Here is a 25,452-nt window from a genome sequence, read left to right as displayed (position 1 = left end):
CGTCGGGTAGGGGAATGCGGCGTCAGGGCGTGGTCAGGAACCCTGAGCTCCTAGCATAAATGAGCGATGTTCCCGTCCGCGCGCATCGCGGCCAGATTGCCCCAGGAGTGGGGGGACGCGCCGCGGGCGTAGCCTCGCTCCATGAGCAGGATGGACTCCGTCGCCGCGGGCGGCGGCATGCGCGGTGCCGGCGGCACGGGCGGCGGCGGAGGCGGTGGCGCAGCCGGCGGGGCGGGCGGCGGCCGGCCGGGCGGAGGCGGTGGCGGCGGCGGCCGTGGCGGCCGCGTCTCGAGCGGCGACGCGGCGGCCCAGAAGGCGGCCAACGCCGCCGCGCCCAAGATCCCCGACCTGTTCCGACGGATCCGCGGCCTCTTCTCTCCCCACCGGAGGGCCCTCGTCGTCACCGTCGTGCTGGTGCTCGTCGGCGCGGCGATCAGCGTCGCGCCTCCGCTGCTGACGAAGCAGGCCTTCGACCGCGGGCTCTTCCCCGCGGGCGGCCCCGACGTCCCGGTGCTGATGGAGCTCGTCGGCCTGATGATCGGGCTGTGGGTGCTGTCGGCCGGCATCGGCGTCTGGCAGACCTGGCTCACCGCCACGGTCGGGAACAGCGTGATGGGCGCCCTCCGCATCCGGCTGTTCGGGCACCTCCAGCGCATGGAGCTCGCGTTCTTCACCCGGACGAAGACGGGCGTCATCCAGTCCCGCCTGCAGAACGACGTCGGCGGCGTCGCGAACGTGCTGAGCAACACGATCTCGAGTGTGCTCGGCAACACCGTCACGGTGATCGCCGCGTTCATCTCGATGCTCGTGCTCAGCTGGCAGATGACCGTCGTCACCGTCATCCTGCTGCCGCTGCTCGTCGTGGCGCAGCGCCGCGTCGGCCAGGTGCGCGCACGCATCGCGACCAAGACGCAGGAGTCGCTGTCGGACATGACGGCGATCACGCAGGAGGCGCTGAGCGTCAGCGGCATCCTGCTCGCGAAGAGCTTCAACCAGCAGCGCAGCGAGGTCGAGCGCTACTCGGCCGAGAACCGGACGCAGATCGGCCTGCAGGTGCGCCAGCAGATGAGCGGCCAGTGGTTCTTCGCCGTCGTCCAGATCTTCCTGTCCGTGATCCCGGCGCTGATCTACCTGGTGGCCGCGTGGCTGATCCTCCGCGACGTCCCCGTCACCGCCGGCACGATCGTCGCCTTCACCACGGTGCAGGCGCGGCTGACCTTCCCGCTGATGGGGCTCCTCCGGGTGGCGCTCGACCTGCAGACCTCGGGCGCGCTGTTCGCCCGCATCTTCGAGTACCTCGACCTGCGGCCCGCCATCACCGACGGCGGGGCCTCGGCGACGGTCGACGAGGCGCAGCTCGGCCGCGTCGAGTTCGACGACGTCGAGTTCGCGTACCCCGACGCCGAGCCGGGGCAGCGGACCCTCCGCGGCGTCTCGTTCGACATCGAGCCGGGCCAGTTCGCGGCGTTCGTCGGCCCGAGCGGCGCCGGCAAGACCACGGTGTCGTACCTGATCCCGCGGTTCTACGAGGCGACGGGCGGCAGCGTGCGCTTCGCCGGCACCGACGTCCGCGACCTGCGGCAGGAGTCGCTGGTCGAGAACATCGGCATCGTCAGCCAGGAGACCTACCTCTTCCACGCGACGATCGGCGACAACCTGCGCTACGCACGTCCGGACGCCACCGACGAGCAGCTCATCGACGCCGCCCGGCAGGCGAACATCCACGCGACGATCGCGTCGTTCCCCGACGGCTACGACACCGTGGTGGGCGAGCGCGGCTACCGCCTCTCCGGCGGCGAGAAGCAGCGCATCGCGATCGCCCGCGTGCTGCTCAAGGACCCGGCCGTGCTGGTGCTCGACGAGGCGACGAGCGCGCTCGACACCGTGTCAGAGCGGGTCGTGCAGGAGGCGCTGGACACGGCCACGAGAGGGCGCACGACGATCGCGATCGCCCACCGCCTCTCGACCGTCCGCCACGCGGACGTCGTCTTCGTCGTCGACGGCGGCCGGATCGTCGAGCGCGGCACCCACGACGAGCTCGTCGCGCTCGGCGGCGTGTACGCCGACCTGTACGGGCAGCAGGTGGCGTCGACGACGTGACCGGCGCCTCCTCGACGGGTGTCGGAGAACGCGGACGGGGTACACGCCACGTCGACAGTGTGCAACAGCTCTGGCGCTGAGGCTCCGATCAGTGGTACTTCTGGGGGACGGATCAGATGAGGCTGCGTCATGTCGAGCGAGGCTCGGCCGACGCACCTGGGGAAGAGGCCACGCGTGTCCAGCTCCACCACCTCCACCACCACCAGCATCGACGAGGCGACCACGACGCCGACCCGGCGGCGCTCGCCGCTGCGGGCCCTGTTCGGGCGCGGCTCGCTCGACATCCAGTCGACCCTGCTCGTCATGCTGCTCGCCGTCAGCTTCCTGGCGGCGATCGTCATCGGCAGCGTCGGCTACGTCAACGGGCGGGACTCGCTCCGTGCGGCGGCGTTCGAGCAGGTCACGAGCATCCGCGAGTCGCGGGCCCGCGACGTCGAGCGCACCCTCGCGGGCGTCCAGCAGGCCGTCGTGCTCGACAGCCGCAACGACAGCGCGCGACAGGCGTCGCTCGACTTCAACGCCGGCTTCGCCGCGCTCGACGAGCAGCCCGTCGACCCCGCGCGCCAGCAGGCGGTCACCGCGTACTACGAGGACACGTTCGTGCCCCGGCTCGACGAGGCGACCGGCTCGACGACCGACCCGTCGCTGATCGAGCCGACCTCGCCGGCCCAGGCGTACCTGCAGTCGCTCTACACGGTGCCCTTCGACGACGACTTCGACGCCTCGCTCGCGCTCGACGTCGCCGACGACGGCAGCGCGTGGTCTCAGGCCCGGGCCGACCACCACGACTACTTCCGCGAGATGGTCGACCAGCTCGGCTACGAGGACGTCCTGCTGCTCGACCTCGACGGCGACGTCGTCTACTCGGCCTTCTCCGGCGTCGACCTCGGCACGAACGTCGAGGACGGCCCGTACTCGCGGACGGCGCTCGCCGACGTCTGGGCGGCGGCGCTGGAGTCGAACACGGTCGACTCGTCGTTCACGACCGACTTCCAGCCGTACGCCCCGTCGCTCGGCGTCCCGACAGCGTGGATCGCCTCGCCGGTGGGCTCGGGCGCGGACGTCACCGGCGTGCTCGCCGTGCAGGTGCCGACCGACACGATCGACTCGGTCATGACGGGCGACCAGGGCTGGGCAGACCAGGGCCTCGGCCGGACGGGCGAGGCCTACCTCGCCGGGCCGGACCAGACGATGCGCTCGACCTCGCGCGAGCTGATCGAGCACCCCGACACGTTCGTCGACGACGTCGTCGACCACGGCACCCCGACCGGCGTCGCCGAGCGCCAGGTGGCGACCGGCAGCTCGGTGCTGCTGCAGCCGGTCGCGACCACCGCCGTGGACGCGGCCCTGCAGGGGCGCACCGCCACGACGGTCAACACGGACTACCTCGGCCACGAGGTCCTGGCGGCCTACGCGCCGATCGACGTCGACGGCCTGAACTGGGTGATCGTCGCGAAGGTCGACACGTCCGAGGCGTTCGCGCCCGTCGACGTCTTCACCCGGAACCTGCTGCTCTCGACGGCGGCGATCATCGTCGTGGTGTCGCTGCTCTCGCTGCTGCTGGCGCAGGTGTTCGTCCGGCCGGTGCGGCGCCTCCAGCACGCCGTCAACCGCGTCAGCGGGGGCGAGATCGGCGTCGAGGTGCCCGTCAAGGGCCACGACGAGTTCAGCGAGCTGGGCGGCGCCTTCAACGACATGAGCCGCAGCCTCCGGGTCAAGCAGGACCTGATCGACGAGCAGCGGCGCGAGAACGACCGCCTGCTGCTGACCCTCATGCCGGAGGCGATGGCCAAGCGCTACAAGGAGGGCGAGGAGACGATCGCCGAGGACCACACCGACGTCGCGGTCGTCTACGCCGACGTCGCCGGGTTCGACGACTTCAGTCGGGGGATGCGCTCGGGCGAGCGGCTCGCCCTGCTCAACGGGCTGTGGCGGTCGTTCGACGAGGCGGCGGAGCGGCTCGGCGTCGAGAAGGTGCGGAGCAGCCAGCAGGGCTACCTCGCCAGCTGCGGGCTCACTGTGCCCCGCATCGACAACGCCCGCCGGGTGGTCGACTTCACCCTCGAGCTGCAGGGCATCATCGAGCGCTTCAACGCGACCAACTCGTCCCGCGTCGCGCTGCGTGCGGGCATCGACACCGGCCAGGTGACCAGCGGCCTCGTCGGCCGGACGAGCATGGTCTACGACATGTGGGGCGACGCCGTCACGCTGGCCCACCGGGTGCAGGACGTCTCGTCGCAGGCGGGCATCTACGCGACCGAGCGGGTCGTGCAGAAGATCGGCGACGGGGTGCCGGCGGTCGACTCGGGCACGGTCACGACCCAGTCGGGCGAGCAGCGCGTCTTCCGCCTCGAGCGGTCGGCCGCCTGATGACCTCGCTCTGGCAGCAGCCGTGGTTCTGGCCGGTGCTCGCCGTGGTGGTCGGGCTGCCGGTGCTGCTCATCGTGCTCACCGAGATCGCGAGCACCCTGCAGCGTCGCGGCAACCCCGGCGCACGGGTCGTGCGGCTGCTCCGCACCTACGTGGTGCCCACCGCCGCCGTGTCGATCCTGGTGGCCCAGGTGACGATCGCCGTCGACTCGGAGGACTTCACCTGGACGCGCGTCGCCGCGACCGTCTTCGGGTTCCTCGTGATCGTCGCCGTGCTGAACGCCGTCAACCTCGCCCTGTTCACGAACGCCGAGAAGGGCAGCTGGCGCGACCGCCTCCCCTCGATCTTCGTCGACATCGGCCGCATCGTGCTCATCGCCATCGGGCTCGCCGTGCTGTTCAGCACGGTCTGGGGCACGGACGTCGCGGGGCTGTTCACGGCGCTCGGCGTCACCTCGATCGTCCTCGGCCTCGCGCTGCAGGGCGCGATCGGCAGCGTCGTCTCCGGGCTGCTGCTGCTGTTCGAGCAGCCGTTCCGCCTCGGCGACTGGCTCGACGCCGGCGGCGTGCGCGGCCGTGTGGTGCAGGTCAACTGGCGCGCGGTGCACATCGACACGGGCAACGGCATCCAGATCACCCCGAACGCGTCGCTCGCCGGCTCGTCGTTCACCAACCTCAGCCGCGGTGACGGCAGCTACACCGTGACCGCCCCCGTGGCCTTCACCACCGACGACCCGCCCGCCGAGGTCGTCGCGCTGCTGCAGAGGGTCGCGGGCGGCCTGCCCGAGCTGTGGCCCGGCACGACGCCGGTCGCCGTCCCGCTCGGCGGCGCGGCCTACGAGGTCTCGTACGAGGTGCGCGGGCCCGCCCACGAGGGCTCGTCGCTCGCGACGCTGCGCAGCTGGCTCTGGTATGCCTCGCGCCGTGCGGGGCTCGGGCTCGACGGCGACACCACCGACGCGTTCGTGACGCCCGAGCGGATCGAGCAGGCCGTCGCGGCCGTCGCCCCGACCCTGCAGGTGACGGCGGACGACGTGCCTGCCCTCGTGCCGTCGGTGCGCCTCGAGCGGTACGCCGCCGGCGAGGTCGTGCTGCCGCTCGGCGTCGTGCCGGAGGCCCTGCGCTTCGTGCTCAGCGGCGCGGTGGCCCTCGGGGTCCCGACGCCGGGCGACGCGGTCCTGCCCGTGTCGCGCGTCGAGCGGGGCGACTTCGTGGGGCAGACGGTGCTCACGCGCCAGCCGACCACGACCCGGGCCGTCGCGGTCTCCGAGGTCGCGGTGCTCGTCGTCCCGGGCGACACGCTCGACGCGCTCGTGCGGGTGAGGCCTCGCCTCGCGCGGGAGCTGGGCGAGGTCATCGACCGGCGCAGCGCCGCGGCGCGCGAGGTCGTGGAGGCGTCGGGCGAGGGCGGGGGGACCCAGGGGCAGCTGGCGTCCTGACGGGCCGGCGCCGCGCCTCCTCGGCTCGGGCGGTCGGCTCGTGCAGCCGGCCGGTGCAGGCGGCTCGGACCGTCGGCCGGGCGGCCGCACTCGGCCGAGAAGGGCGAGCGTCGCTCAGTCGCGGAGGGCGAGCATCGCCCGCATCGCGTCGACGTCGCTCTGCTGCGTCATGATCATGCCGCTCGCGAAAGCGTCGACCTGGGGGTCGTCGCTGCGGGCGAGGACGGCCTGGGCCATCTCGATGCCGCCCAGGTGGTGGTCGATCATCAGGGTGAGGAACAGCCGCTCGGCCTCGACGCCGTCGGCGGCCCGCAGCTCGGCCATCTGCTCGGGCGTCGCCAGGCCGGGCATCGGCTCGCCGGGGACGTGGCTCGGCGCGGGGGAGCCGGACGCGGCGCCGCCGTGCTCGTGCCCGGAGAGCTGCCCGTCGAGCGTCGGCTGCGTCATCCAGGTCATCACCGGCTGGGAGGGAGCCTGCGGCACGCCCCACACCTCGAGCCAGGCGTACATCTGGCCGGCCTGCTGCGACTGGGTCGCGGCGATGTCGTAGGCGATGGTGCGCACGTCGTCCGAGGTCGAACGGTCGCGGATGGCGAACGACATCTCGACGGCCTGCTCGTGGTGCACCTGCATGTCGCGGGCGAACCCGGCCTCGACGCTGTTCGTGCCGGGCACGACGGGGGCCGACGAGGTGAGGCGCCCCACGGCGACGCCCGTCCCGAGCGCGAGCAGCAGCGCGACCGCGGCGGCGATCACGAGCCGCAGGCGACGACCCGAGGAGGCGCCGGCAGCGCCCGCCTCGGTCGTCACGTCGTCGAGGTCGTCGCCCGGCTCGTCGCGGTCGTGGGCCCTGCGGAGGTCGTCGGTCACGACACCTTGCCGGGGCCGTCGACGCCGCCCGTGCAGGGCGCGCCGGGCTCGGGGGCGTCCGCCGACTTCCAGTACTTGGTGACGAAGTCGGAGACGGCGTCGGCCTCGGGGTCGTCGAAGGCGAGCTGGGCGCCCCAGGCGCTGACGGCCATGGGGCTGTCCATGCCCTCGTAGGGCGAGACGACCGAGTAGGTGGAGGGCGCGAGGTCGGTGATCTGCTCGATCTGCTCGTCGGTGACCTGGGCCGGGTCGTAGGTGAACCAGATCGCGCCGTGCTCGAGGTCGTGCACGGCGTTCTCGTTCGGCACCTGCTCGGTGTAGACGCCGCAGTTCATCCAGACCGCGGCGTGGTCGCCGCCGGCCGGGGGAGTCATCTCGTAGTCGACGGCCCCCGTGACGTGGTTCGCGGTCAGGTCGTCCCAGGTCTGCACGCCGGCGACGTCGATCTCGCTGCGGTCGGCCCGGGGCGTGCCGCTCGTCACGACGACGGTGACGATCAGGGCGACCGCGGCGGCGCCCGCGACGGAGGCGGTCACGATGCCGATTGTCCGGTTGCGCTTCGACCTGGCCTGCTCGCGCTTGAGCGCGGCGACCTTCTCCTGCCGGCGCGCGTCCCGCTGCTGCTTCACGCTCATCGAGCTCGGGTCGGGCGTCGCGCCCGGGTTCTTCTTGTCGCTGCTGGCCACGGATGGGGTCCTCTGGTGTCGGGGATCTCGGGGTCTGTCGGTGCCCGCCCAGTCTGCCCCGGCGGGTCGTCCCCGGCGACAGCGCGCGCCGTGCGGCGGCAGGACGTCGGGGATGTGTCACCGATTTGTCCCACACCTGTCTGGGAAGACCGTCACAGCCGACCCGACTCGCCCCGTCATCTGCCGGGGGCCGCCGGTAGAGTCGTGGGGCCGGGGCGACACGTCCCTGCCCCACCCGCCACCGCCTCCTGGTGCCGCACGACGGCTCACGAGGTGCGGAGCAACCGCGAGGGAGCGATCCCGACCGTGAAGGAGCACCCGTGAAGTACGCCGAGACCGTCCTCGACCTGGTGGGCGACACCCCCCTGGTGAAGCTCAACAAGGTCACCGAGGGCATCACGGCCACGGTGCTCGTCAAGGTCGAGTACCTCAACCCCGGCGGCTCGTCGAAGGACCGGATCGCGACCCGCATCATCGACGCGGCAGAGCGTGACGGCCTCCTCCTGCCCGGCGGCACCATCGTCGAGCCGACGAGCGGCAACACCGGCGTGGGCCTCGCGCTCGTCGCCCAGCAGCGCGGCTACCGCTGCGTCTTCGTGCTGCCCGACAAGGTCGGCGACGACAAGCGGAACGTGCTCAAGGCCTACGGCGCCGAGATCGTCGTCACCCCGACCGCCGTCGAGCCGTCCAGCCCCGAGTCGTACTACAGCGTGAGCGACCGGCTCGTCCGCGAGATCCCCGGGGCCTTCAAGCCGAACCAGTACGCGAACCCCGCCGGCCCGCAGAGCCACTACGAGACGACCGGTCCGGAGATCTGGCGCGACACCGAGGGCCAGGTGACCCACTTCGTGGCCGGCGTCGGCACCGGCGGCACGATCAGCGGGACGGGCCGCTACCTGAAGGAGGTGTCCGGAGGATCGGTCCAGATCATCGGCGCCGACCCCGAGGGCAGCGTCTACAGCGGCGGCACCGGCCGCCCCTACCTCGTCGAGGGCGTCGGCGAGGACTTCTGGCCCTCCGCCTACGACCCCACCGTCGTCGACCGCATCATCGCGGCGTCCGACGCCCGGTCGTTCGAGCTGACCCGCCGTCTCGCCCGCGAGGAGGGCCTGCTGGTCGGCGGGTCGTCCGGCCTCGCCGTCGCCGCCGCGCTCGACGTGGCCCGCGACCTCGGTCCGGACGACGTCGTCGTGGTGCTGCTGCCCGACGGCGGACGCGGCTACCTCGGCAAGATCTTCAACGACGCCTGGATGCGCTCGTACGGCTTCTCCGACAGCGTCGACGGGCGCACGGTGCGCGACCTGCTCGCCTCCAAGACCGGCTCGCTGCCCGCCCTGGTGCACGCCCACCCGTCCGACACCCTGCACGACGTGATCGGCATCATGACGACCTACGGCGTCTCGCAGATGCCGGTGCTCTCGGCCGAGCCTCCCGTCGTGATCGGCGAGGTCGTCGGCGCGGTCGAGGAGAAGACGCTGCTCGAGGCGGTCTTCGCCGGGGGAGCGAGCATGGGCGACGCCCTGTCGACCGTGGTCGGCGCCCCGCTGCCCCTGATCGGCGTCAACGAGTCGGTCGAGAGCGCGCGCGCCGCGCTCGAGACCACCGACGCGCTGCTCGTCACCGACGACGGCAAGCCCGCCGGGGTCGTCACGCGGCACGACGTCCTGGCCTTCCTCTCTTCCTGACGGCCCTCCGGCCGCGCCTGGCTCCTCTCGCAGGGATCCTCGGGCCGGACTCCTCCCGCCAGATCCCCCAGACACTGAAGGGCACCTCCATGAGCACCTCCGACCACGGCTTCTCGACCAGGGCCATCCACGCCGGCCAGGAGCCCGACTCGCGCACGGGCGCCGTCGTGCCGCCGATCTACCAGTCGTCCACCTTCGTGCAGGACGGCATCGGCGGCTTCCGCGACGGCTACGAGTACGCGCGGTCGGCGAACCCCACCCGGGACTCGCTGCAGGAGCTGCTGGCCTCGCTCGAGGGCGGCTCCGCGGCCTTCAGCTTCGCCTCCGGCCTCGCGGCCGAGGACGCGCTGCTGCGGTCCGTCCTCCGCCCCGGTTCCCGCGTCGTGATGGGCAACGACGTCTACGGCGGCACGCACCGGCTGGTGAACCGGGTCTGGACGCCGTGGGGCGTCACCCTCGAGACCGTCGAGATGACCGACCTCGACGCCGTCCGCGCGGCGGTGCGTCCCGGCGAGACCGACGTGCTCTGGGTCGAGACCCCGAGCAACCCGCTGATGAAGGTCAGCGACGTCACGGCGCTCGCCGAGATCGGGCACGCCGCGGGCGCACTCGTCGTCGTCGACAACACCTTCGCGTCGCCGGCCCTGCAGCAGCCGCTCGGCCTCGGCGCCGACGTCGTCGTGCACTCGACGACCAAGTACATCGGCGGGCACTCCGACGTCGTCGGCGGCGCCGTCGTCGTGCGCGACGACGAGCTCGCCGAGAAGATCGGCTTCGTGCAGTTCGGCGCCGGCGCCGTCTCGGCCCCGATGGAGGCGTGGCTCACGATGCGCGGCATCAAGACGCTCGCGGTGCGCGTCGAGCGGCACTCGTCGAACGCCCTCGTGATCGCGCGGGAGCTCGAGGGGCACCCCGCGATCGAGCGCGTCTTCTACCCGGGCCTCGAGTCGCACCCGGGGCACGAGCTGGCCGCCCGCCAGATGAGCGCGTTCGGCGGGATGCTCTCCGTCTCGCTGACGGCGGGGGCCGCCGTGGCCCGCCGCTTCGCCGAGTCGACCGAGCTCTTCCAGCTGGCGGAGTCGCTCGGCGGCGTCGAGTCGCTGATCGGCTACCCGACCGAGATGACGCACGCGTCCGTCCGCGGCACCGAGCTCGAGGTGCCCGACACCGTCGTCCGCCTGTCGGTCGGCATCGAGGACGTCGCCGACCTGCTCGCCGACGTGCGCCAGGCGCTCGACCGCGCGCAGGCCTGATCCCCGGGGGTGCCTCCTGGTGGGGTACCTCCGGGAAGACCGGGCGTCGGAGGCGGCACCTAGGGTGAGAGCATGACGACCGCCCCCGAGAGCACCCTGCCCGCGGGCGGCGTGCTCTCGCCGGCGTACCGGCTGGCCACGCTCGGCATGGTGGCGCTGATCGGCATCGCGGCGTTCGAGTCGCTGGCGATCACGACGGTGATGCCGATCATCGCGCGCGACCTCGACGGCGAGGCGCTCTACTCGGTCGCCTTCGCCGCCCCGCTCGCATCGGGGGTCGTCGGCATGGTGGTGGCCGGCAACTGGGCCGACCGCAGCGGTCCCCGGGTCGTGGTCACCGCCTCCATGGTCCTCTTCGCGATCGGCCTCGCGATCGTCGGCACAGCGCCCGACATGGTCGTGCTGCTGCTCGGCCGTCTCGTGCAGGGGCTCGGCAGCGGCGCCGTCATCGTCGGCCTCTACGTCATGGTGTCGAAGCTCTACCCGCCGGCGCTGCACCCGTCGGTCTTCGCCGGGTTCGCGGCGGCCTGGGTGGTGCCCGGCCTCGTCGGCCCCGTGGTCGCCGGCACGGTCGCCGAGGTGGCCAGCTGGCACTGGGTGTTCCTCGGCGCGGTCGTCATCGCCCTGCCCGCCTTCGCGATGATCCTCCCGAGCCTCCGGCGCGTCCCGCCGACGCTGCCGGGCGTCGACGGCGACCGCGTGCCGTGGAGCATCGGGCGCATCGCGTGGTCGGTCGCCGCAGCCCTCGCCGTCATGGCCCTGAACCTCCTCTCCGAGCTGCCGCTCGCGGCCGCTGCGGCCGTGCTCGCCGCCTCCGTCGTGGTGCTCGTCGTGGCGCTCAGGCCCCTGCTGCCCCGTGGCGCCCTCGTCGCGGCCGCGGGCGTGCCGGCCCTCGTGCTGCTGCGCGGTCTCGTGGGCGCGGCCTTCCTCGGCAGCGACGTCTACCTGCCGTACATGCTGTCGGCGCAGTACGGCTTCGCGCCTGCCGCTTCCGGCATCACCCTGACGCTGGGCGCCGTCGCCTGGGCCGCCGCGAGCTGGGCGCAGGGGCGGCTCGGCGACCGGGTCGCCCAGCGGACCGGCATCCGCATCGGCATCGTGCTGGTGCTCGTGGGCGTCCTCTCCGCCGGTGCGTCGGCCCTGGGGCACCTGCACCCGGCCGTCGTCATCACCGGCTGGGCCCTCGCCGGCGCGGGGATGGGCTTCATGTACCCGCGCTTCTCCGTCCTCGTGCTGCGCTGGTCGCGCGACGACGAGAAGGGCTTCAACAGCTCGGCCCTGACGATCGCCGACTCGTCGGGCTCGGCGATCGCGCTCGCCGTGACCGGGGCCGCGTTCCTCCAGCTCGGCGGTGCCGACGAGCCCGCCGCCTTCGTCGCGTGCTTCGCCGTCGCCGCGGTCGTGGCGCTCACCGCGCTGCTGGTGAGCGGTCGCGGGGCGCCGCGCGGTCGTTGAGCGCGGCTCCTCGCCCCTCGGTCGAGGGGTGCCCGTCGAAGTCTGCATAATGGTCTGCAGCGCGCGATGTGTACGGTCACATCGCCGATCAGCGATGGAGCGACGTGAAGCACGAGGTCGAGAAGGTGCGCGCGCCGAACATCCGCGACGTCGCGGCCCTCGCGGGCGTCTCGTACCAGACGGTGTCGCGGGTCCTCAACGACAGCCCGAGCATCCGCCCCGCGACGCGGCAGCGCGTGCTCGACGTCATCGACCAGATCGGCTACCGCCCGAACCAGGCCGCCCGGGCGCTGTCGACGAGCCGGTCGAAGGCGATCGGCGTCCTCACCCTGCAGAACGTCCACTTCGGGCCGCAGACCATGGTCAACGCCATCGAGGTCGAGGCGAGGGCGGCCGGGTACCGGCTCAGCATCGCCAGCACGTCGCGCGCCGACGACGACGTGCGGGCGAGCGTCGACCTGCTGAGCAACCAGGCGGTGGAGGCGATCATCGTCATCGCGCCCCAGCGCAAGTTCTTCGCCGTGCTCGACGAGCTCGAGCTGAGGGTGCCGATCGTCGCGCTCGACTCGTCGCCGCGCACCAACGCGCACAGCCTCGCCGTCGACCAGCACGCCGGTGCCCGCCTGGCGACGCGGCACCTGATCGACCTCGGCCACAAGCACATCGTCCACGTCGCAGGCCCGCAGGACTGGATCGAGGCCGACGAGCGGATGCAGGGCTTCCTCTACGAGATGGCCGAGGCCGACCTCTCGGTCGAGCCGCCGATCCTCGGCGACCTGACGGCCGACTTCGGCTACCTCGCCGGCCGCGAGCTGCTGAGGCGACGAGACTTCACCGCCGTCTTCTCGGCGAACGACCTCATGGCGGTCGGGCTGCTGCACGCGTTCCGCGAGGCCGGTGTCGACGTGCCGCGCGAGGTCAGCGTCGTCGGGTTCGACGACTCGCCGACCGCACCCCACCTCTGGCCCCCGCTCACGACCGTGCGCCAGGACTTCGCGCTGATCGGTCGGCGCGCCGTCGAGCTCGTCGTCGCCGAGCTCGACGGCAAGCCCGTCGAGGGGCGCACCCTGATCGCGCCCGAGCTCGTGATCCGGGGCTCGACCGATCGTCCGTGGTTCCTCTAGGGGGTGGCCCCGTGCTCGTGCCGGGCGGCGGCCGGGCATCCTCCCGAGGGCCCGGCGACACGCGGTGGACGGAGGCATTTGACAGGGACCCCCGCCGGGATTAGCTTTGCTCCAGTCGCGGTGTGAACGGTCACATCCCGAGTCTCACAGGCCTTCCCGAAGGGCCTGGACCGGGGCGACGAGAGAAGACGATGGTTCCCGCCGGCCCTGGCCGACGGTGACGACGACGAAGTCGATACATGGAGGTCAGCGTGCGCGCAGCACAGATCACGATGAGCGGGAGCCGCGGGGGTGCCGGCCGTGGCCGTTGACTCTCCCGTCATCCTCGAGATGCGCTCCATCACGAAGGAGTTCCCGGGCGTCAAGGCGCTCGACGACGTGTCGATGCAGGTGCGCGCCGGCGAGGTCCACGCGATCTGCGGCGAGAACGGCGCCGGCAAGTCGACGCTGATGAAGGTCCTCTCGGGGGTCTACCCCTTCGGCACCTACGCCGGCGACATCGTCTACCAGGGCGACGTGATGAAGTTCCGCGACATCAAGTCCAGCGAGTCGTCCGGCATCGTGATCATCCACCAGGAGCTCGCGCTGATCCCCGAGCTGTCGATCACCGAGAACATCTTCCTCGGCAACGAGCCGACCCGCTTCGGCGCCATCGACTGGCCTGCCGCGAAGACCCGCGCCGTCGACCTGCTCGCGCGCGTCGGCCTGAAGGACGACCCCGACACGGCGATCAAGAACCTCGGCGTCGGCAAGCAGCAGCTCGTCGAGATCGCCAAGGCGCTGAACAAGAACGTCAAGCTGCTCATCCTCGACGAGCCCACCGCGGCCCTCAACGAGGCCGACTCGCAGCACCTGCTCGACCTCATCCGCGGCCTCAAGGGCCGCGGCATCGCGTCGATCATGATCAGCCACAAGCTCAACGAGATCGAGGCCATCGCCGACTCGATCACGATCATCCGCGACGGCAAGACGATCGAGACCCTCGACGTCCAGGCCGACGGCGTCAACGAGGACCGCATCATCCGCGGCATGGTCGGGCGCAACCTCGCGAGCCGCTTCCCGGACCGCACCCCCTCGATCGGCGAGGTGTTCTTCGAGGTCAAGGACTGGTGGGTCCGTCACCCGCAGACCGCCGAGCGCTTCGTCTGCAAGGGCTCGTCGATCACCGTCCGCAAGGGCGAGATCGTCGGCCTCGCCGGGCTCATGGGCGCCGGCCGCACCGAGCTGGCCATGAGCATCTTCGGCCGATCGTACGGACAGTTCGTCTCCGGCGAGATCGTCAAGGACGGCGAGCGCATCGAGATCAAGAACGTCCGCGACGCGATCGACCACGGGCTCGCCTACGTCTCCGAGGACAGGAAGGTGCTCGGCCTCAACCTGCTCGACGACATCAAGCGCTCGACCGTGGCGGCCAAGCTCAGCAAGATCTCGCGCGCCTCCGTCGTGAACACCTACGAGGAGCACTCGATCGCCGAGGAGTACCGCAAGAGCCTCCGCGTCAAGACGCCCACCGTCGACGAGGGGGTCGCGAAGCTCTCCGGCGGCAACCAGCAGAAGGTCGTGCTGGCGAAGTGGATGTTCACCGACCCCGACCTGCTCATCCTGGACGAGCCGACCCGCGGCATCGACGTGGGCGCGAAGTTCGAGATCTACAACATCATCAACCAGCTCGCAGCCCAGGGGAAAGGCGTGATCGTCATCTCGTCCGAGCTCCCCGAGCTGCTGGGGCTCTCCGACCGGATCTACACGATCTTCGAGGGCACCGTCACCAACGAGATCGACGCGGCGGACGCCGACGCCGAGACGCTCATGCGCACCATGACGTCGAAGAAGAAGGAGCAGGCCGCATGAGCGGAATCAAGGACCTGAAGAAGGTCTTCGGCGGCAACACGTCGAACGCCCGTCAGTTCGGCATGATCGCGACCCTCGTGGTGGCCATCGTCATCTTCCAGTTCCTGACGGGCGGGCTCACCCTCGAGCCGACGAACCTCATCGCCCTGGTCAGCCAGTACTCGTACATCCTGATCCTCGCCATCGGCATGGTGATGGTCATCGTCGCCGGCCACATCGACCTCTCGGTCGGCTCGGTCGCGGCGTTCGTCGGCATCATGGTGGCGACGTCCATGACCACCTGGAACTTCCCGTGGCCCGTCGCCATCGTCTTCGGCCTCGTCGTCGGCGCGGCGATCGGTGCCTGGCAGGGCTTCTGGGTCGCCTACGTCGGCGTCCCCGCCTTCATCGTCACGCTGGCGGGCATGCTGCTCTTCCGCGGCGCCAACCAGTTCGTCGGCAACGCGACCACGCTGCCCGTTCCCGAGGCCTACACGGTCATCGGCGCCGGCTACCTGCCCGAGTTCGGGCCGAACACCGGCTACAACAACGCGACCCTGCTGCTCGGCCTGGTCCTCGCCGCCGTCGTCGTCTGGCGCGAGTTCCGCCTCCGTCGGGTGCAGCGCACCATGGGCAGCGAGATGGCCCCGCTGTGGGTCAGCTTCGTCAAGCTCGCCGTGCTCGTCGCGATCATCCTGTACGCCGCCACGCTCTTCGGCGGCGGCCGGGTCGGCACCTCGTTCCCCGTGTCGGGCATCATCCTCGGCGTGCTCGTGCTGGTCTACGGGTTCATCACGCAGAACACGATCTTCGGCCGGCACATCTACGCGGTCGGTGGCAACTCGCACGCCGCCGAGCTCTCGGGCGTCAACGCGAAGCGCATCAACTTCTTCGTGATGATGAACATGTCCGTGCTCGCCGCCCTCGCCGGCATGATCTACGTCGCCCGGGCCGGGGCCTCCGGTCCCCAGGACGGCCTGAACTGGGAGCTCGACGCCATCGCGTCGGTCTTCATCGGCGGCGCGGCCGTCGCCGGCGGCATCGGCACCGTGACCGGCTCGATCGTCGGTGGTTTCGTCATCGCCGTGCTGAACAACGGCCTGCAGCTCATGGGCGTCGGCTCGGACAAGGTGCAGATGATCAAGGGCCTCGTGCTGCTGATCGCCGTGGCCGTCGACGTCTACAACAAGAGCCAGGGCCGACCGTCCATCACGGGCTTCCTGACACGCGGCCTCCGTCGCGACAAGGACGGCATCGCCGCACCTGCCGCGTCGATCGAGACCTCGACCGCCGGCCGCCAGTCCGGCGTCGGCTCGACGACCGATGCCCCCGCCGGCGCGGTCCAGCCGAACGGCGACCTGACCGACGTGCAGCGACCCAAGTCGACCACGCCCAACTAGACCCGCACCGCCGCGTGCCCGTCCACCGACGGCCGGGCTCGCATTCCCCGGGAGCACCAGTTCCCACACCTGCAACCCCCCTACAAGAAAGTAGACACAGCATGCGCAAAATCGCGCTGGCGACCATGGCGGTCGCCGCAGCAACGACGCTGATCCTGAGCGGCTGCTCGAACTCGGCTCGCACCGACGCCGGCTCGGGCGACGCGGCCTCCGGCTTCGAGCAGGGCTCGACCATCGGCGTGGCCCTGCCCGCGAAGACCAGCGAGAACTGGGTCCTCGCCGGCGACCTGTTCACCGACGGCCTCACCGAGGCGGGCTTCAAGCCCGACGTGCAGTACGCGGCCGCCTCCGGCACCGTCGCGAACCAGCAGGAAGAGATCCAGTCGATGGTGACCAAGGGCGCGAAGGTGATCATCATCGGCGCGGCCGACGGTGCTCAGCTCGGCACCCAGGTCAAGGCCGCGCACGACGCCGGCGCCGTCGTCATCGCCTACGACCGCCTCATCCTCAACACCGAGGACGTCGACTACTACGTCGCCTACGACAACTTCAAGGTCGGCGAGCTCCAGGGCCAGGCCCTGCTCGACGGCATGAAGGCCAAGAAGGCCGAGGGCCCGTACAACATCGAGCTCTTCTCCGGCTCGTCCGACGACGCCAACTCGGCAGTCTTCTTCGACGGCGCGATGAGCGTCCTGCAGCCGGCCATCGACGACGGCTCCGTCGTCGTCGCCTCCGGCCAGACCGACATCAAGCAGACCGCGACCGACGGCTGGAAGGCCGAGAACGCCCAGCGCCGCATGGACTCGCTGCTCACCAGCACCTACAGCTCGTCCGAGCTCGACGGCGTCCTGAGCCCCAACGACACGCTGGCCCGCGCCATCATCACGTCGGTGCAGTCCGCCGGCAAGGACGTCCCGGTCGTCACCGGTCAGGACTCCGAGGTCGAGTCGGTCAAGTCGATCATGGAGGGCGTGCAGTACTCCACGATCAACAAGGACACCCGCAACCTGGTCGCGCAGGCCATCGACATGGTGACCTCGCTGTCCGAGGGCGACAAGGCCGAGACGAACGACGACGAGTCGTACGACAACGGCTCGAAGATCGTGCCCGCGTTCCTGCTGCCCCCGCAGATCGTCACCAAGGAGAACGCCGCTGAGGCGTACGCCAACGACCCCACCCTGGGTCCGCTGACGAAGTAGCACCACCCCGCACCACCCGCACCACCACGAGAGCCGATCGCCCTGCACCGGGGCGGTCGGCTCTCGCCGTTCCCGACCACTACGGTGGTGCCGTGACGGCAGGGGACGAGGAGGCGACGGTCGCGAGCCCGCACCCGGTCACGATCGAGCTGTTGCTCGCGTCGCCCCGCTCCCGCTACGTCGGCCGCCCCGCCGACGGGCCCGAGCCGCCTCCGGCCGGGCCCGAGGTTCACGACAGCATCGAGCTCCGCGCCGGCCTCGGGATCGTCGGCGACCGCTACTTCGCGAAGCCCGCGCACCGGGGCGCGTCGGTGACGCTGTTCGCGGCCGAGTCCCTCGAGACGGTCGCGCGCCTCCTCGGCCTCGACGAGCCGCTCGACGTGGTCGCGACCCGGCGCAACGTCGTCACGCGCGGCCTCGACGTCGACGCCCTGCGCGGACGCACCATCAGCCTCGACACGGGCGACGGCCCGGTCCTGCTGCGCGTGAACAGGCCGGCGAACCCGTGCGCCTGGATGGACCACGTGCTCGCTCCCGGGGCGTTCCGGGTCATGCGGGGGCTGGGCGGGATGCGCTGCGAGCCGCTGACAGACGGCGTCTTGCGGCTCGGCCCCGCGAGGGTCGAGCTCGACCCGGCCGACCCGGCCGACGCGCACCCGGCCTAGGGGCGCGAGGAGGTGGCGGTCACTGCCACCAGGACGGCGTCATGGCGGCCATGGTGTCGAGCAGCGCCTTGCGGCTGGTGCGCTTGCCCCGCAGCCAGGCCTCGATGGCCCCGACGAGGGCGTGGGCGAACCAGCCGGCGGCGATGTGGACCGACAGCCCCTCGGGCAGCGAGCCCTCGGGCAGCCGCTCGATGTGCTGCAGGGACGAGGTCTCGAAGTGGCCGGCGAGCGCCTGGTGGATCGACGCGTCCAGCGCGTCCGGCAGCGCGAGCCGGTACATGTCGCGGTAGCGGACGACGTGGTCGACGACGCGCTCGATGGCCCGGCTGGTGAACTCCGCGCCGTCGGCACCGGTCGAGGCCGCGCGGGCGGCCTGGTCGTCGAGGCGGATCTGGTCGAGCTCCGGCGTGATCACGTCGGTCAGAAGGCCGCCCGGCGACGTCGCGTGGCTGTAGAACGTCGCACGGTTGATCCCCGCGGCGCGCGTGACGTCGGCCACCGTGATGGTCGACACGGGCTGCTTCGACGCGAGCTCGACGATGGCGCCGTGCAGCGCCTTGGTCGTCTGGACGATGCGGGCGTCGACCATGGAGGCCTCCTGGATGTCGTGCCGTGGCCGCGGCGGGGGCCCCGGCTGAGCCGATCCTAGTGGTGCTCGACAGCCGTCGGCCTCGGCGACGCTGTGTCGCGAAGTCGGACTCCGTCGTGCGGCGGAGGCCGAGACTGAGGCCGAGACTGAGGCACTGTCGGCGGGGCCGAGGCGGGGCTACGATCGATGTCGACCACGCCCGTCGTCCGTGCGCAGCGTCACCCCTCCCACCCACCACCACGTCCAGGTCGCACGGTGTCGGATCGAACCGATTCGAGTGCGCCTGGCCGGCCCTGTCGTGAGGACACCCCCGTGAGCATCGTCGTCCACCCCGGTGACGCCCTGACCCGCCGCCAGAGGCTCGTCTACGTGATCGTCCTGGGCGCGCTGACCGCGCTCGGCCCGCTCACGATCGACCTCTACCTGCCGGCGTTCCCCTCGCTCGAGGACGACCTGCGCGTCACCGCGGGCCTCGTGCAGCTCACCCTCACGGCGACGACGATCGGCTTCGGTGTCGGGCAGCTGCTCGTCGGGCCCTGGAGCGACAAGGTCGGCCGCCGACTGCCCCTCATCGTGGCCACCGCCGTCCACATCGGCGCCAGCATCGGTGCCGCCGCCGCGCCCGACATCACGTGGCTCGCGGTCTTCCGCGTCCTGCAGGGCATGGGCGCCGCCGCCGGCGGCGTCGTCGCCATGGCCACCGTGCGCGACCTGTTCGGCGGCCTGCCGCTGGTGCGCATGCTGTCCCGCCTCGCGCTCGTCACCGGCCTCGCGCCCGTGCTCGCCCCGGTCGTCGGCTCGCAGCTGCTCCGGTTCACCGACTGGCGCGGCATCTTCTGGTTCCTCGTCGCCTACGGCGTGCTCATCCTGCTCGCGGCGATCTTCCTGATCGTCGAGACCCTGCCCGAGTCGGACCGACACGGCGCCGGCCACACGACCCTCCGGCAGCGCTACAAGGCGCTCTTCAGCGACCGCGTCTTCGTCGGCGTCGCGCTGATCGGCGCCATGGTCTTCTCCGGCCTCTTCACGTACCTGTCGGCCTCGTCCTTCCTCTTCCAGGACGTCTACGGCCTCGACGCCCAGCAGTACGGCTACCTCTTCGCGGTCAACTCGCTCGGCATCGTCGTCGGCGTCCAGGTCAGCTCGCGACTCGCCCGTCGGGTGCCCCCGGCCTACATCCTCGCGGGGTCGACGACCGTGCTGATCGTCAGCGCCGGCCTGATCGTGCTGCTCGACTCGCTGCACGTGGGGCTGCTCGGCATCCTCGTGCCGCTGTGGTTCTTCATCGCGGCGTGCGGCTTCACGTTCCCGCAGGTGCAGGTGCTCGGCCTCGCGAACCACGGCGCGGAGGCCGGCACGGCGGCGTCCCTGCTCGGGGCCCTCAACTTCGGCCTCGCCGGAATCATCTCGCCGGTCGTCGGGTTCCTGGGGATCGACACCGCCGTGCCGATGGGCAGCGTGATGATGGTCACCTCGGCGGTGGCGATCCTCAGCCTGTGGCTGCTGGTCCGGCCGCGCAGCGTCCCGGCGCTCGCCCACTAGGGCGGGCCGCGGAGGCGCGGAGCAGCCCCCAGGAGGCGCCGGCCGGCCCGGGCGGGCCGCGCCGCACCTCCGTCGGTACTGTCGGCGGATGGACACCTCCCCCCTCGCCCCGAAGTCGGCCACCCCGCGGGAGGCGACCGTCGCGCGTCGCGTGCAGCGCCGGTGGTGGGTCTTCAGCGCGCTCGGCGCGATCGGGGTCGTGCTGCTGATCGGCGTGGTCGTGACGGCGAGGGCGGGGCGGCTCGGCATCGACGAACGGGTCATGAACGAGCTCGTCGAGCACCGCAGCGACTTCTGGATCGCCCCGGCCCTCCTCTTCGACACGGTCGGGGCAGGGCTGATCGGCGTCTTCGTCGTGCCGATCGGCGTCGCCGTGGTCTTCCTGTTGCGGCGGCGCCCGTGGGCGGCTCTCTACTGGATCTGCGCGTGCGCCCTGAGCGCCGGCGTCGTCCAGGTGATCAAGCACACCTTCGGGCGGGCGCGGCCGACCGAGATCCTCGTGGTGAGCGACTACGGCTCGTTCCCGTCGGGCCACACCGCCAACGCGGCGACCCTCGCCGTCGTGCTCGGGGTCGTGCTCCGCCGCGTCTGGGTCTGGGCGGCCGGCGTCGTCTGGACCGTGCTGATGCTGCTCAGCCGCACCTACCTCGGGGCGCACTGGCTGACCGACACGATCGGCGGGCTGCTGATCGGCGCCGGCGTCGCGGTCGTCCTCTGGGCCCCGGTCGCCCACCGGCTGCTCGACGAGCAGGAGCGGGTCCGGGGCCGCGGCTGGGCGTGGCAGACGCGCGTCGGCACGGGTGCCTAGGCTGACCCCATGACCGACCCCCTCGACCAGGCCAGGGCGGAGGCCGCGGCGGCGGTCGCCGCCGCCGAGCAGGCGAAGCGCGACGCGGAGTCGGCGTTGGCGCGGGCCGAGCAGCTCGCGGCCGAGGCCGAGGCGGCGGCGCAGGAGGCGGGCGACGCCGAGCGGGACGCACGGGCGGCAGCGGGAGCGGCGGCAGCGCAGGACGCAGGCGCGTCCGACCCGGTCGCCGCCGCCGGTCCTGCCGAGGCGACGACCGCCTCCTCGGGTCCGCTCTCGTCCGGTGCCGTCGACGCGGTGCGCGCCGGCTACGCCCCCGAGGGCCCGGCCCTCGAGATCGGCTCGCTCGTCAACGGCGACGCGCTCGCCGACGTCCCCGTGCGGATCCCGCTCGGGATGCTGAACCGGCACGGCCTGATCGCGGGCGCGACGGGCACGGGCAAGACGAAGACGCTGCAGGTGCTCGCCGAGCAGCTGTCCGCGGCGGGCGTGCCCGTCTTCGCGGCCGACGTGAAGGGCGACCTCTCCGGCCTCGCCGCCCCGGGCGAGTCGAGCGAGAAGCTGCTCGCGCGCACCCGCGGCATCGGCCAGGACTGGACGCCCCTGGCGGCGCCGGCCGAGTTCTTCTCGCTCGGCGACGGCGGCCCTGGCGTCCCGGTGCGGGCGACGGTGAGCGGCTTCGGGCCGATCCTGCTCAGCAAGGTGCTCGGCCTGAACGACACGCAGGAGTCGAGCCTCGGCCTCGTCTTCCACTACGCCGAGCAGGCGGGGCTGCCGCTGCTCGACCTCGCCGACCTCCGCAGCGTGCTCACCTACCTGACGAGCGACGACGGCAAGGCCGAGCTCGCCGAGCTCGGCGGGCTCAGCAAGGCGACCGTCGGGGTGGTGCTGCGCGAGCTGATCACCTTCGCCGACCAGGGCGCCGACGCGTTCTTCGGCGAGCCCGAGATCGACACGGCCGTGTTCCTCCGCACCGCGGCCGACGGTCGCGGCATCGTCAGCCTGCTCGAGCTGCCCGGCGTCCACGACCGGCCGGCGTTGTTCTCGACGTTCCTGATGTGGCTCTTGGCCGACCTGTACAACGACCTCCCCGAGGTGGGCGACCTCGACCGACCTAAGCTCGTGTTCTTCTTCGACGAGGCCCACCTGCTCTTCGCGGGCGCCTCGGACGCGTTCCTCGACCAGGTGACGCGCACCGTGCGGCTGATCCGGTCGAAGGGCGTCGGCATCGTCTTCGTCACGCAGACCCCGAAGGACGTGCCCGGCGACGTGCTCGCCCAGCTCGGCTCACGGATCCAGCACCAGCTGCGGGCCTTCACGCCCGACGACGCCAAGGCGCTGCGGGCGACCGTCTCGACCTACCCCACGAGCGACTACGACCTCGGGGCCGTGCTGACCAGCCTGGGCACGGGGGAGGCGGTCGTCACCGTGATGAACGAGAAGGGCGCGCCCAGCCCGGTCGCGTGGACGCGGGTCCGGGCGCCCCAGGGCTCGATGTCGCCCCTGCCCGCCGACGAGATGGCCGCCCAGGTGGCTGCCTCGCCGCTCTGGCCGGTCTACGGCACTCCGGTCGACCGCGACTCCGCGCGCGAGATGCTGGCCCGCAAGCTCGAGGCCGCCGCGCTGCGCCGTCGCGAGCTCGACGAGGCGACCGCGCGCGACGAGGCCCTCGTGCTCGAGGCGAAGGAGGCGGCGGCCCGGGAGAAGCACGACGCCGCGGCCCTGAAGGCGGCCGAGAAGGAGCGGAAGGCCGCCCAGGCCGAGTACGAGCGACAGCAGCGAGAGTTCGAGAAGGCCGAGCGGGCCGCCGCGTCGACGAGGGCGCGTCGGGCGGGCGGCTCGACCCGCTCCTCCTCTGGTTCGTCGTCGGGGCGCGGGCGTGCGGGCGGCAGCGGTGCGGGCGGCGTGCTCGGCGACGTGCTCGGCTCGAGCGCCGGCAAGACGATCGTGCGCGAGGTCGTCAAGGGGATCTTCGGGACGCTGCGCCGGCGCTGAGCCCGGCGGGGCCCGGGGCCCACGGTCTCGGGCTCGCCCGGGGTGCTCCGCGCGACTCGGGAGGGCTCAGCCCGTGAAGGCCTGCCAGACGAGGGCCAGCAGGCCCGTCGTGACGGCGAAGGCCAGCACGACCAGCGTGGTGCTGAGCCACCGTCGGCCCTCGTACCACGACCGGCTCTCGGGCCAGGTGCGGTAGAACTCAGGCCCCGACATCGGCCGCGAGACGGTCGTCACGGCACTGCCGAGCGCATCGGTGACGGCGGTGATCGCCTCGTCGGGCCAGTAGCCGCCCCGCATGCGGAAGAGCACCTCGCCGTCGTGGCCGAGGGCGATGAGCTGCGGCACGGTCTCGGTCGAGGCGCCGCGGTAGGTGCGCGCGACGAGGACGGTCGCGACGGCGTCTCGGGGGAGCCGTACGCTGCCCGGGAGCCAGCCGCGCTTGAAGAACTCGGTCGAGCTGACGCCGGCGTAGGAGACCCGGAAGCGCCAGTACATGAGGAGCCCCACGACGACGGCGACATCGGCGACCCACAGCACGGCCGGCCAGCGACCGGTCGGCCAGGTCAGCCACAGCAGGGCCGCGAGCACGGGCACGAGGCTGAAGACGGCGGTGAGCACGGCGGTCCGGGCGATCGTGCGCCGAGGCACGGCGATCACCTCGAAGTCGTCGCGCGCGACGCCAGTCACCATGTCAGCCCCCTCGGCCCTCGGCTGCCTCCCCCCTCAGAGAGGACGGCCGTCTCCCGACGGCCTGCCGTGGCACCGATCATAAGGGAGGCGTCCCCCGGGCCGGACCGCTCTGTCCGGTCCGCGAAAGCCCGGCGCGGCGTCCTCCCGGCGTCGGTGGCCGGTGTGTGCCCGACAGCCGCGTCAGCGGTCGCGGAGCTTCTCGAGGTCGCGCCGTTCGCGCTTCGTCGGCCGACCGGCCCCCCTGTCCCGGACCGCCACCACGGCAGTCTCCTCGCGCGGGGGAGGAGGCGGTGTCAGGTCGGTCATCGCCTCGGCGGCGACGGAGGCGCCGACCCGCTTCACGAGGCACGTGCGGACCACGAGGATCCGGTCGAACCCGGCCACGCGGACCCGGACCTCGTCGCCGGGCCGGACCGACTGCGACGCCTTGACCCGCTCGCCGTTCACCCGGACGTGCCCGGCGCGGCAGCCCGTCGTCGCCGCCGAGCGCGTCTTGTAGACACGGACCGCCCACAGCCAGCTGTCGACGCGGGCGGAGGCGGGGGAGTCCATCCGACGATGCTACGTCGGGCCGGCCGCGCGCCGCGTGCCCGCCGCCCGCCGCAGGTGCGTCCGCAGCACCTCGCGCCGTCCGCTACCATGGACGAGGTCGTGCGCCAGTGATGCTGTCGCTCGCCCTGGAGGATTCGCCTAGTGGCCTATGGCGCACGCTTGGAAAGCGTGTTGGGTGCAAGCCCTCAGGGGTTCGAATCCCCTATCCTCCGCGTCGCGATGGCCCTCCCCTTCGGGAGGGCCATCGCTCGTCCTTCTCTGGTTCGCCCTGCGGGCGACACGAGAAAGGCCCTCCCCTTCGGGAGGGCCTTTCTCGTTCTCCTTGCGGGCGACACCGGGCGGCGGGCCTAGGAGGCGGCGGTGCCGTCGAGCATCAGCGTCATGTACCGAAGGTCGAGCCAGCGGCCGAACTTGACGCCGACCTCGCGCAGCAGCCCCGCGTCCTCGAAGCCGAGCGACCGGTGCAGGCGCACCGAGCCCTCGTTGCCGGCCTCGACGAGGGCGACCATGACGTGGTGGCCGGCCTCCGCGGCCCCGGCGACCAGCGCCTCCAGCAGGCTGCGGCCGATGCCGGCCCCCTGGTGCCCCTCGCGCACGTAGACGCTGTTCTCGACCGTGTGGCGGTAGCCGTCCTTGGCGTGGAACGGGCCGAAGCTCGCGTACCCGACGACGAGGTCGCCCTCGACGGCGACGACGGCGGCCGTGCCCGGGCGGCTGTGGGCGGCGAGCCAGTCGCGGCGCCCCTGCAGGTCGGGCTCCACGTCGGTCCAGATGGCGGTCGAGCGGGCGACGGCGTCGGCGTGGATCTCGAGGACCCCCGGCAGGTCGGATTCGGCGGCAGCGCGGATGATCACGGCACGATCATAGGAGGGGCCGACCCCGGCGAGGACACCGACGTGCGAGCCGCCCGACCCTGGGAACCGTCGGAGGCGCCGGTCAGACCCGAGGGCGCCCGCGTAGGTTCTGGTCATGACTGACGACACCTACACCGCGTCCTTCCTCGGCGACGACGGCCAGGAGGCCCGCACCGAGCAGCTCGAGTCGATCGGCGGCCAGGCGCAGAAGAGCCTCGTCCGGCCCGCGGCCGACGGCGGCGACGACGTCAACTGGGAGCTCGACCCCGACGCCTCGACCGAGGGCAACGCGGTGTACCGCTCCCTCGGAGTCGCGCAGCACGACTACTCCTGAGCCGTCGAGCCGCGG

The 25,452-nt window shown here is 72.0% G+C and carries 21 protein-coding genes and 1 tRNA gene; 16 read left to right on the top strand and 6 right to left on the bottom strand.

Annotated features, from left to right (window positions below):
* Nucleotides 1-141 precede the first annotated feature (141 nt).
* From EDF18_RS05155 to EDF18_RS05145, 3 genes are all read left to right on the top strand, one after another.
* A complete protein-coding gene (locus EDF18_RS05155) occupies nucleotides 142-2,100 on the top strand; it encodes an ABC transporter ATP-binding protein (protein ID WP_369878137.1) in 1,959 nt (652 codons plus the stop codon).
* Nucleotides 2,101-2,274: 174 nt separating this feature from the next.
* Nucleotides 2,275-4,470 carry an adenylate/guanylate cyclase domain-containing protein gene (locus EDF18_RS05150; RefSeq protein WP_123546681.1) on the top strand — a complete coding sequence of 732 codons (2,196 nt, stop codon included), beginning with the start codon at nucleotides 2,275-2,277 and terminating at the stop codon, nucleotides 4,468-4,470.
* Nucleotides 4,470-5,909, top strand: coding sequence for a mechanosensitive ion channel domain-containing protein (locus tag EDF18_RS05145; RefSeq protein ID WP_123546680.1), 1,440 nt, complete (start codon nucleotides 4,470-4,472; stop codon nucleotides 5,907-5,909). Before EDF18_RS05150 ends, EDF18_RS05145 begins: the two co-directional genes overlap by 1 nt.
* A gap of 114 nt (nucleotides 5,910-6,023) precedes the next feature.
* Here EDF18_RS05145 and EDF18_RS05140 read toward each other — a convergent pair whose 3' ends face one another.
* The gene (locus tag EDF18_RS05140; RefSeq protein ID WP_233568977.1) at nucleotides 6,024-6,779 is read right to left on the bottom strand and encodes a DUF305 domain-containing protein; all 756 of its coding nucleotides are present in this window, start codon (nucleotides 6,777-6,779) and stop codon (nucleotides 6,024-6,026) included.
* Nucleotides 6,776-7,465, bottom strand: a complete 690-nt coding sequence (locus EDF18_RS05135; protein ID WP_197980398.1) for a DUF3105 domain-containing protein — start codon at nucleotides 7,463-7,465, stop codon at nucleotides 6,776-6,778. Before EDF18_RS05135 ends, EDF18_RS05140 begins: the two co-directional genes overlap by 4 nt.
* Before the next feature lie 320 nt (nucleotides 7,466-7,785).
* Between EDF18_RS05135 and EDF18_RS05130 the strand changes: the two genes are divergently transcribed.
* From EDF18_RS05130 to EDF18_RS05095, 8 genes are all read left to right on the top strand, one after another.
* Entirely contained in the window at nucleotides 7,786-9,150 is a 1,365-nt protein-coding gene (locus tag EDF18_RS05130; protein WP_123546679.1) for a cystathionine beta-synthase, read from the top strand.
* Nucleotides 9,151-9,239: 89 nt separating this feature from the next.
* Entirely contained in the window at nucleotides 9,240-10,403 is a 1,164-nt protein-coding gene (locus tag EDF18_RS05125; RefSeq protein ID WP_123546678.1) for a cystathionine gamma-synthase, read from the top strand.
* Between the two features lie 72 nt (nucleotides 10,404-10,475).
* Nucleotides 10,476-11,858 carry an MFS transporter gene (locus EDF18_RS05120; RefSeq protein ID WP_123546677.1) on the top strand — a complete coding sequence of 461 codons (1,383 nt, stop codon included), beginning with the start codon at nucleotides 10,476-10,478 and terminating at the stop codon, nucleotides 11,856-11,858.
* A gap of 104 nt (nucleotides 11,859-11,962) precedes the next feature.
* Entirely contained in the window at nucleotides 11,963-12,982 is a 1,020-nt protein-coding gene (locus EDF18_RS05115) for a LacI family DNA-binding transcriptional regulator (RefSeq protein WP_123547297.1), read from the top strand.
* Nucleotides 12,983-13,312: 330 nt separating this feature from the next.
* On the top strand, nucleotides 13,313-14,833 hold the full coding sequence (mmsA, locus tag EDF18_RS05110; protein ID WP_123547296.1) for a multiple monosaccharide ABC transporter ATP-binding protein: 1,521 nt from the start codon (nucleotides 13,313-13,315) through the stop codon (nucleotides 14,831-14,833).
* Nucleotides 14,834-14,838: 5 nt separating this feature from the next.
* Nucleotides 14,839-16,212 (top strand): multiple monosaccharide ABC transporter permease, encoded by a 1,374-nt coding sequence (mmsB, locus tag EDF18_RS05105; RefSeq protein WP_199732383.1) that lies wholly within the window; start codon nucleotides 14,839-14,841, stop codon nucleotides 16,210-16,212.
* 101 nt (nucleotides 16,213-16,313) lie between these two features.
* Nucleotides 16,314-17,411, top strand: coding sequence for a sugar-binding protein (locus tag EDF18_RS05100; protein ID WP_123546675.1), 1,098 nt, complete (start codon nucleotides 16,314-16,316; stop codon nucleotides 17,409-17,411).
* 92 nt (nucleotides 17,412-17,503) lie between these two features.
* Nucleotides 17,504-18,076 carry an MOSC domain-containing protein gene (locus EDF18_RS05095; protein WP_199732324.1) on the top strand — a complete coding sequence of 191 codons (573 nt, stop codon included), beginning with the start codon at nucleotides 17,504-17,506 and terminating at the stop codon, nucleotides 18,074-18,076.
* Between the two features lie 19 nt (nucleotides 18,077-18,095).
* Here EDF18_RS05095 and EDF18_RS05090 read toward each other — a convergent pair whose 3' ends face one another.
* Nucleotides 18,096-18,665 carry a TetR/AcrR family transcriptional regulator gene (locus EDF18_RS05090; RefSeq protein ID WP_123546674.1) on the bottom strand — a complete coding sequence of 190 codons (570 nt, stop codon included), beginning with the start codon at nucleotides 18,663-18,665 and terminating at the stop codon, nucleotides 18,096-18,098.
* A gap of 312 nt (nucleotides 18,666-18,977) precedes the next feature.
* Here EDF18_RS05090 and EDF18_RS05085 point away from each other — a divergent pair, with 312 nt between their 5' ends.
* From EDF18_RS05085 to EDF18_RS05075, 3 genes are all read left to right on the top strand, one after another.
* Complete coding sequence (locus tag EDF18_RS05085) at nucleotides 18,978-20,207, top strand: multidrug effflux MFS transporter (protein WP_123546673.1); 1,230 nt, start codon at nucleotides 18,978-18,980, stop codon at nucleotides 20,205-20,207.
* Nucleotides 20,208-20,295: 88 nt separating this feature from the next.
* Nucleotides 20,296-21,015: a phosphatase PAP2 family protein gene (locus EDF18_RS05080; RefSeq protein ID WP_123546672.1), complete on the top strand. Its 720-nt coding sequence runs from the start codon at nucleotides 20,296-20,298 to the stop codon at nucleotides 21,013-21,015.
* A 9-nt stretch (nucleotides 21,016-21,024) separates the two neighbouring features.
* The gene (locus tag EDF18_RS05075) at nucleotides 21,025-23,007 is read left to right on the top strand and encodes a helicase HerA-like domain-containing protein (protein WP_123546671.1); all 1,983 of its coding nucleotides are present in this window, start codon (nucleotides 21,025-21,027) and stop codon (nucleotides 23,005-23,007) included.
* Between the two features lie 66 nt (nucleotides 23,008-23,073).
* Here the strand turns inward: EDF18_RS05075 and EDF18_RS05070 are convergent, their stop codons facing one another.
* Nucleotides 23,074-23,697 carry a hypothetical protein gene (locus EDF18_RS05070; RefSeq protein ID WP_123546670.1) on the bottom strand — a complete coding sequence of 208 codons (624 nt, stop codon included), beginning with the start codon at nucleotides 23,695-23,697 and terminating at the stop codon, nucleotides 23,074-23,076.
* A 180-nt stretch (nucleotides 23,698-23,877) separates the two neighbouring features.
* Complete coding sequence (locus EDF18_RS05065) at nucleotides 23,878-24,249, bottom strand: RNA-binding S4 domain-containing protein (protein ID WP_123546669.1); 372 nt, start codon at nucleotides 24,247-24,249, stop codon at nucleotides 23,878-23,880.
* 127 nt (nucleotides 24,250-24,376) lie between these two features.
* On the opposite strand from EDF18_RS05065, the gene EDF18_RS05060 reads away from it, so the two are divergent.
* Nucleotides 24,377-24,461: transfer RNA gene (locus tag EDF18_RS05060), tRNA-Ser, on the top strand.
* A 135-nt stretch (nucleotides 24,462-24,596) separates the two neighbouring features.
* Here the strand turns inward: EDF18_RS05060 and EDF18_RS05055 are convergent.
* Nucleotides 24,597-25,103: a GNAT family N-acetyltransferase gene (locus tag EDF18_RS05055; RefSeq protein ID WP_123546668.1), complete on the bottom strand. Its 507-nt coding sequence runs from the start codon at nucleotides 25,101-25,103 to the stop codon at nucleotides 24,597-24,599.
* A 115-nt stretch (nucleotides 25,104-25,218) separates the two neighbouring features.
* On the opposite strand from EDF18_RS05055, the gene EDF18_RS05050 reads away from it, so the two are divergent.
* The gene (locus tag EDF18_RS05050; RefSeq protein ID WP_123546667.1) at nucleotides 25,219-25,437 is read left to right on the top strand and encodes a hypothetical protein; all 219 of its coding nucleotides are present in this window, start codon (nucleotides 25,219-25,221) and stop codon (nucleotides 25,435-25,437) included.
* Nucleotides 25,438-25,452 lie beyond the last annotated feature (15 nt).

The sequence above is a fragment of the Frigoribacterium sp. PhB107 genome (genome assembly GCF_003751515.1).
In the GTDB taxonomy this organism is placed as follows: Bacteria; Actinomycetota; Actinomycetes; order Actinomycetales; family Microbacteriaceae; genus Frigoribacterium.
The sequence above is the reverse complement of the archived record's forward strand: the minus strand, read 5'-3'. Positions and strand labels throughout refer to the sequence as shown.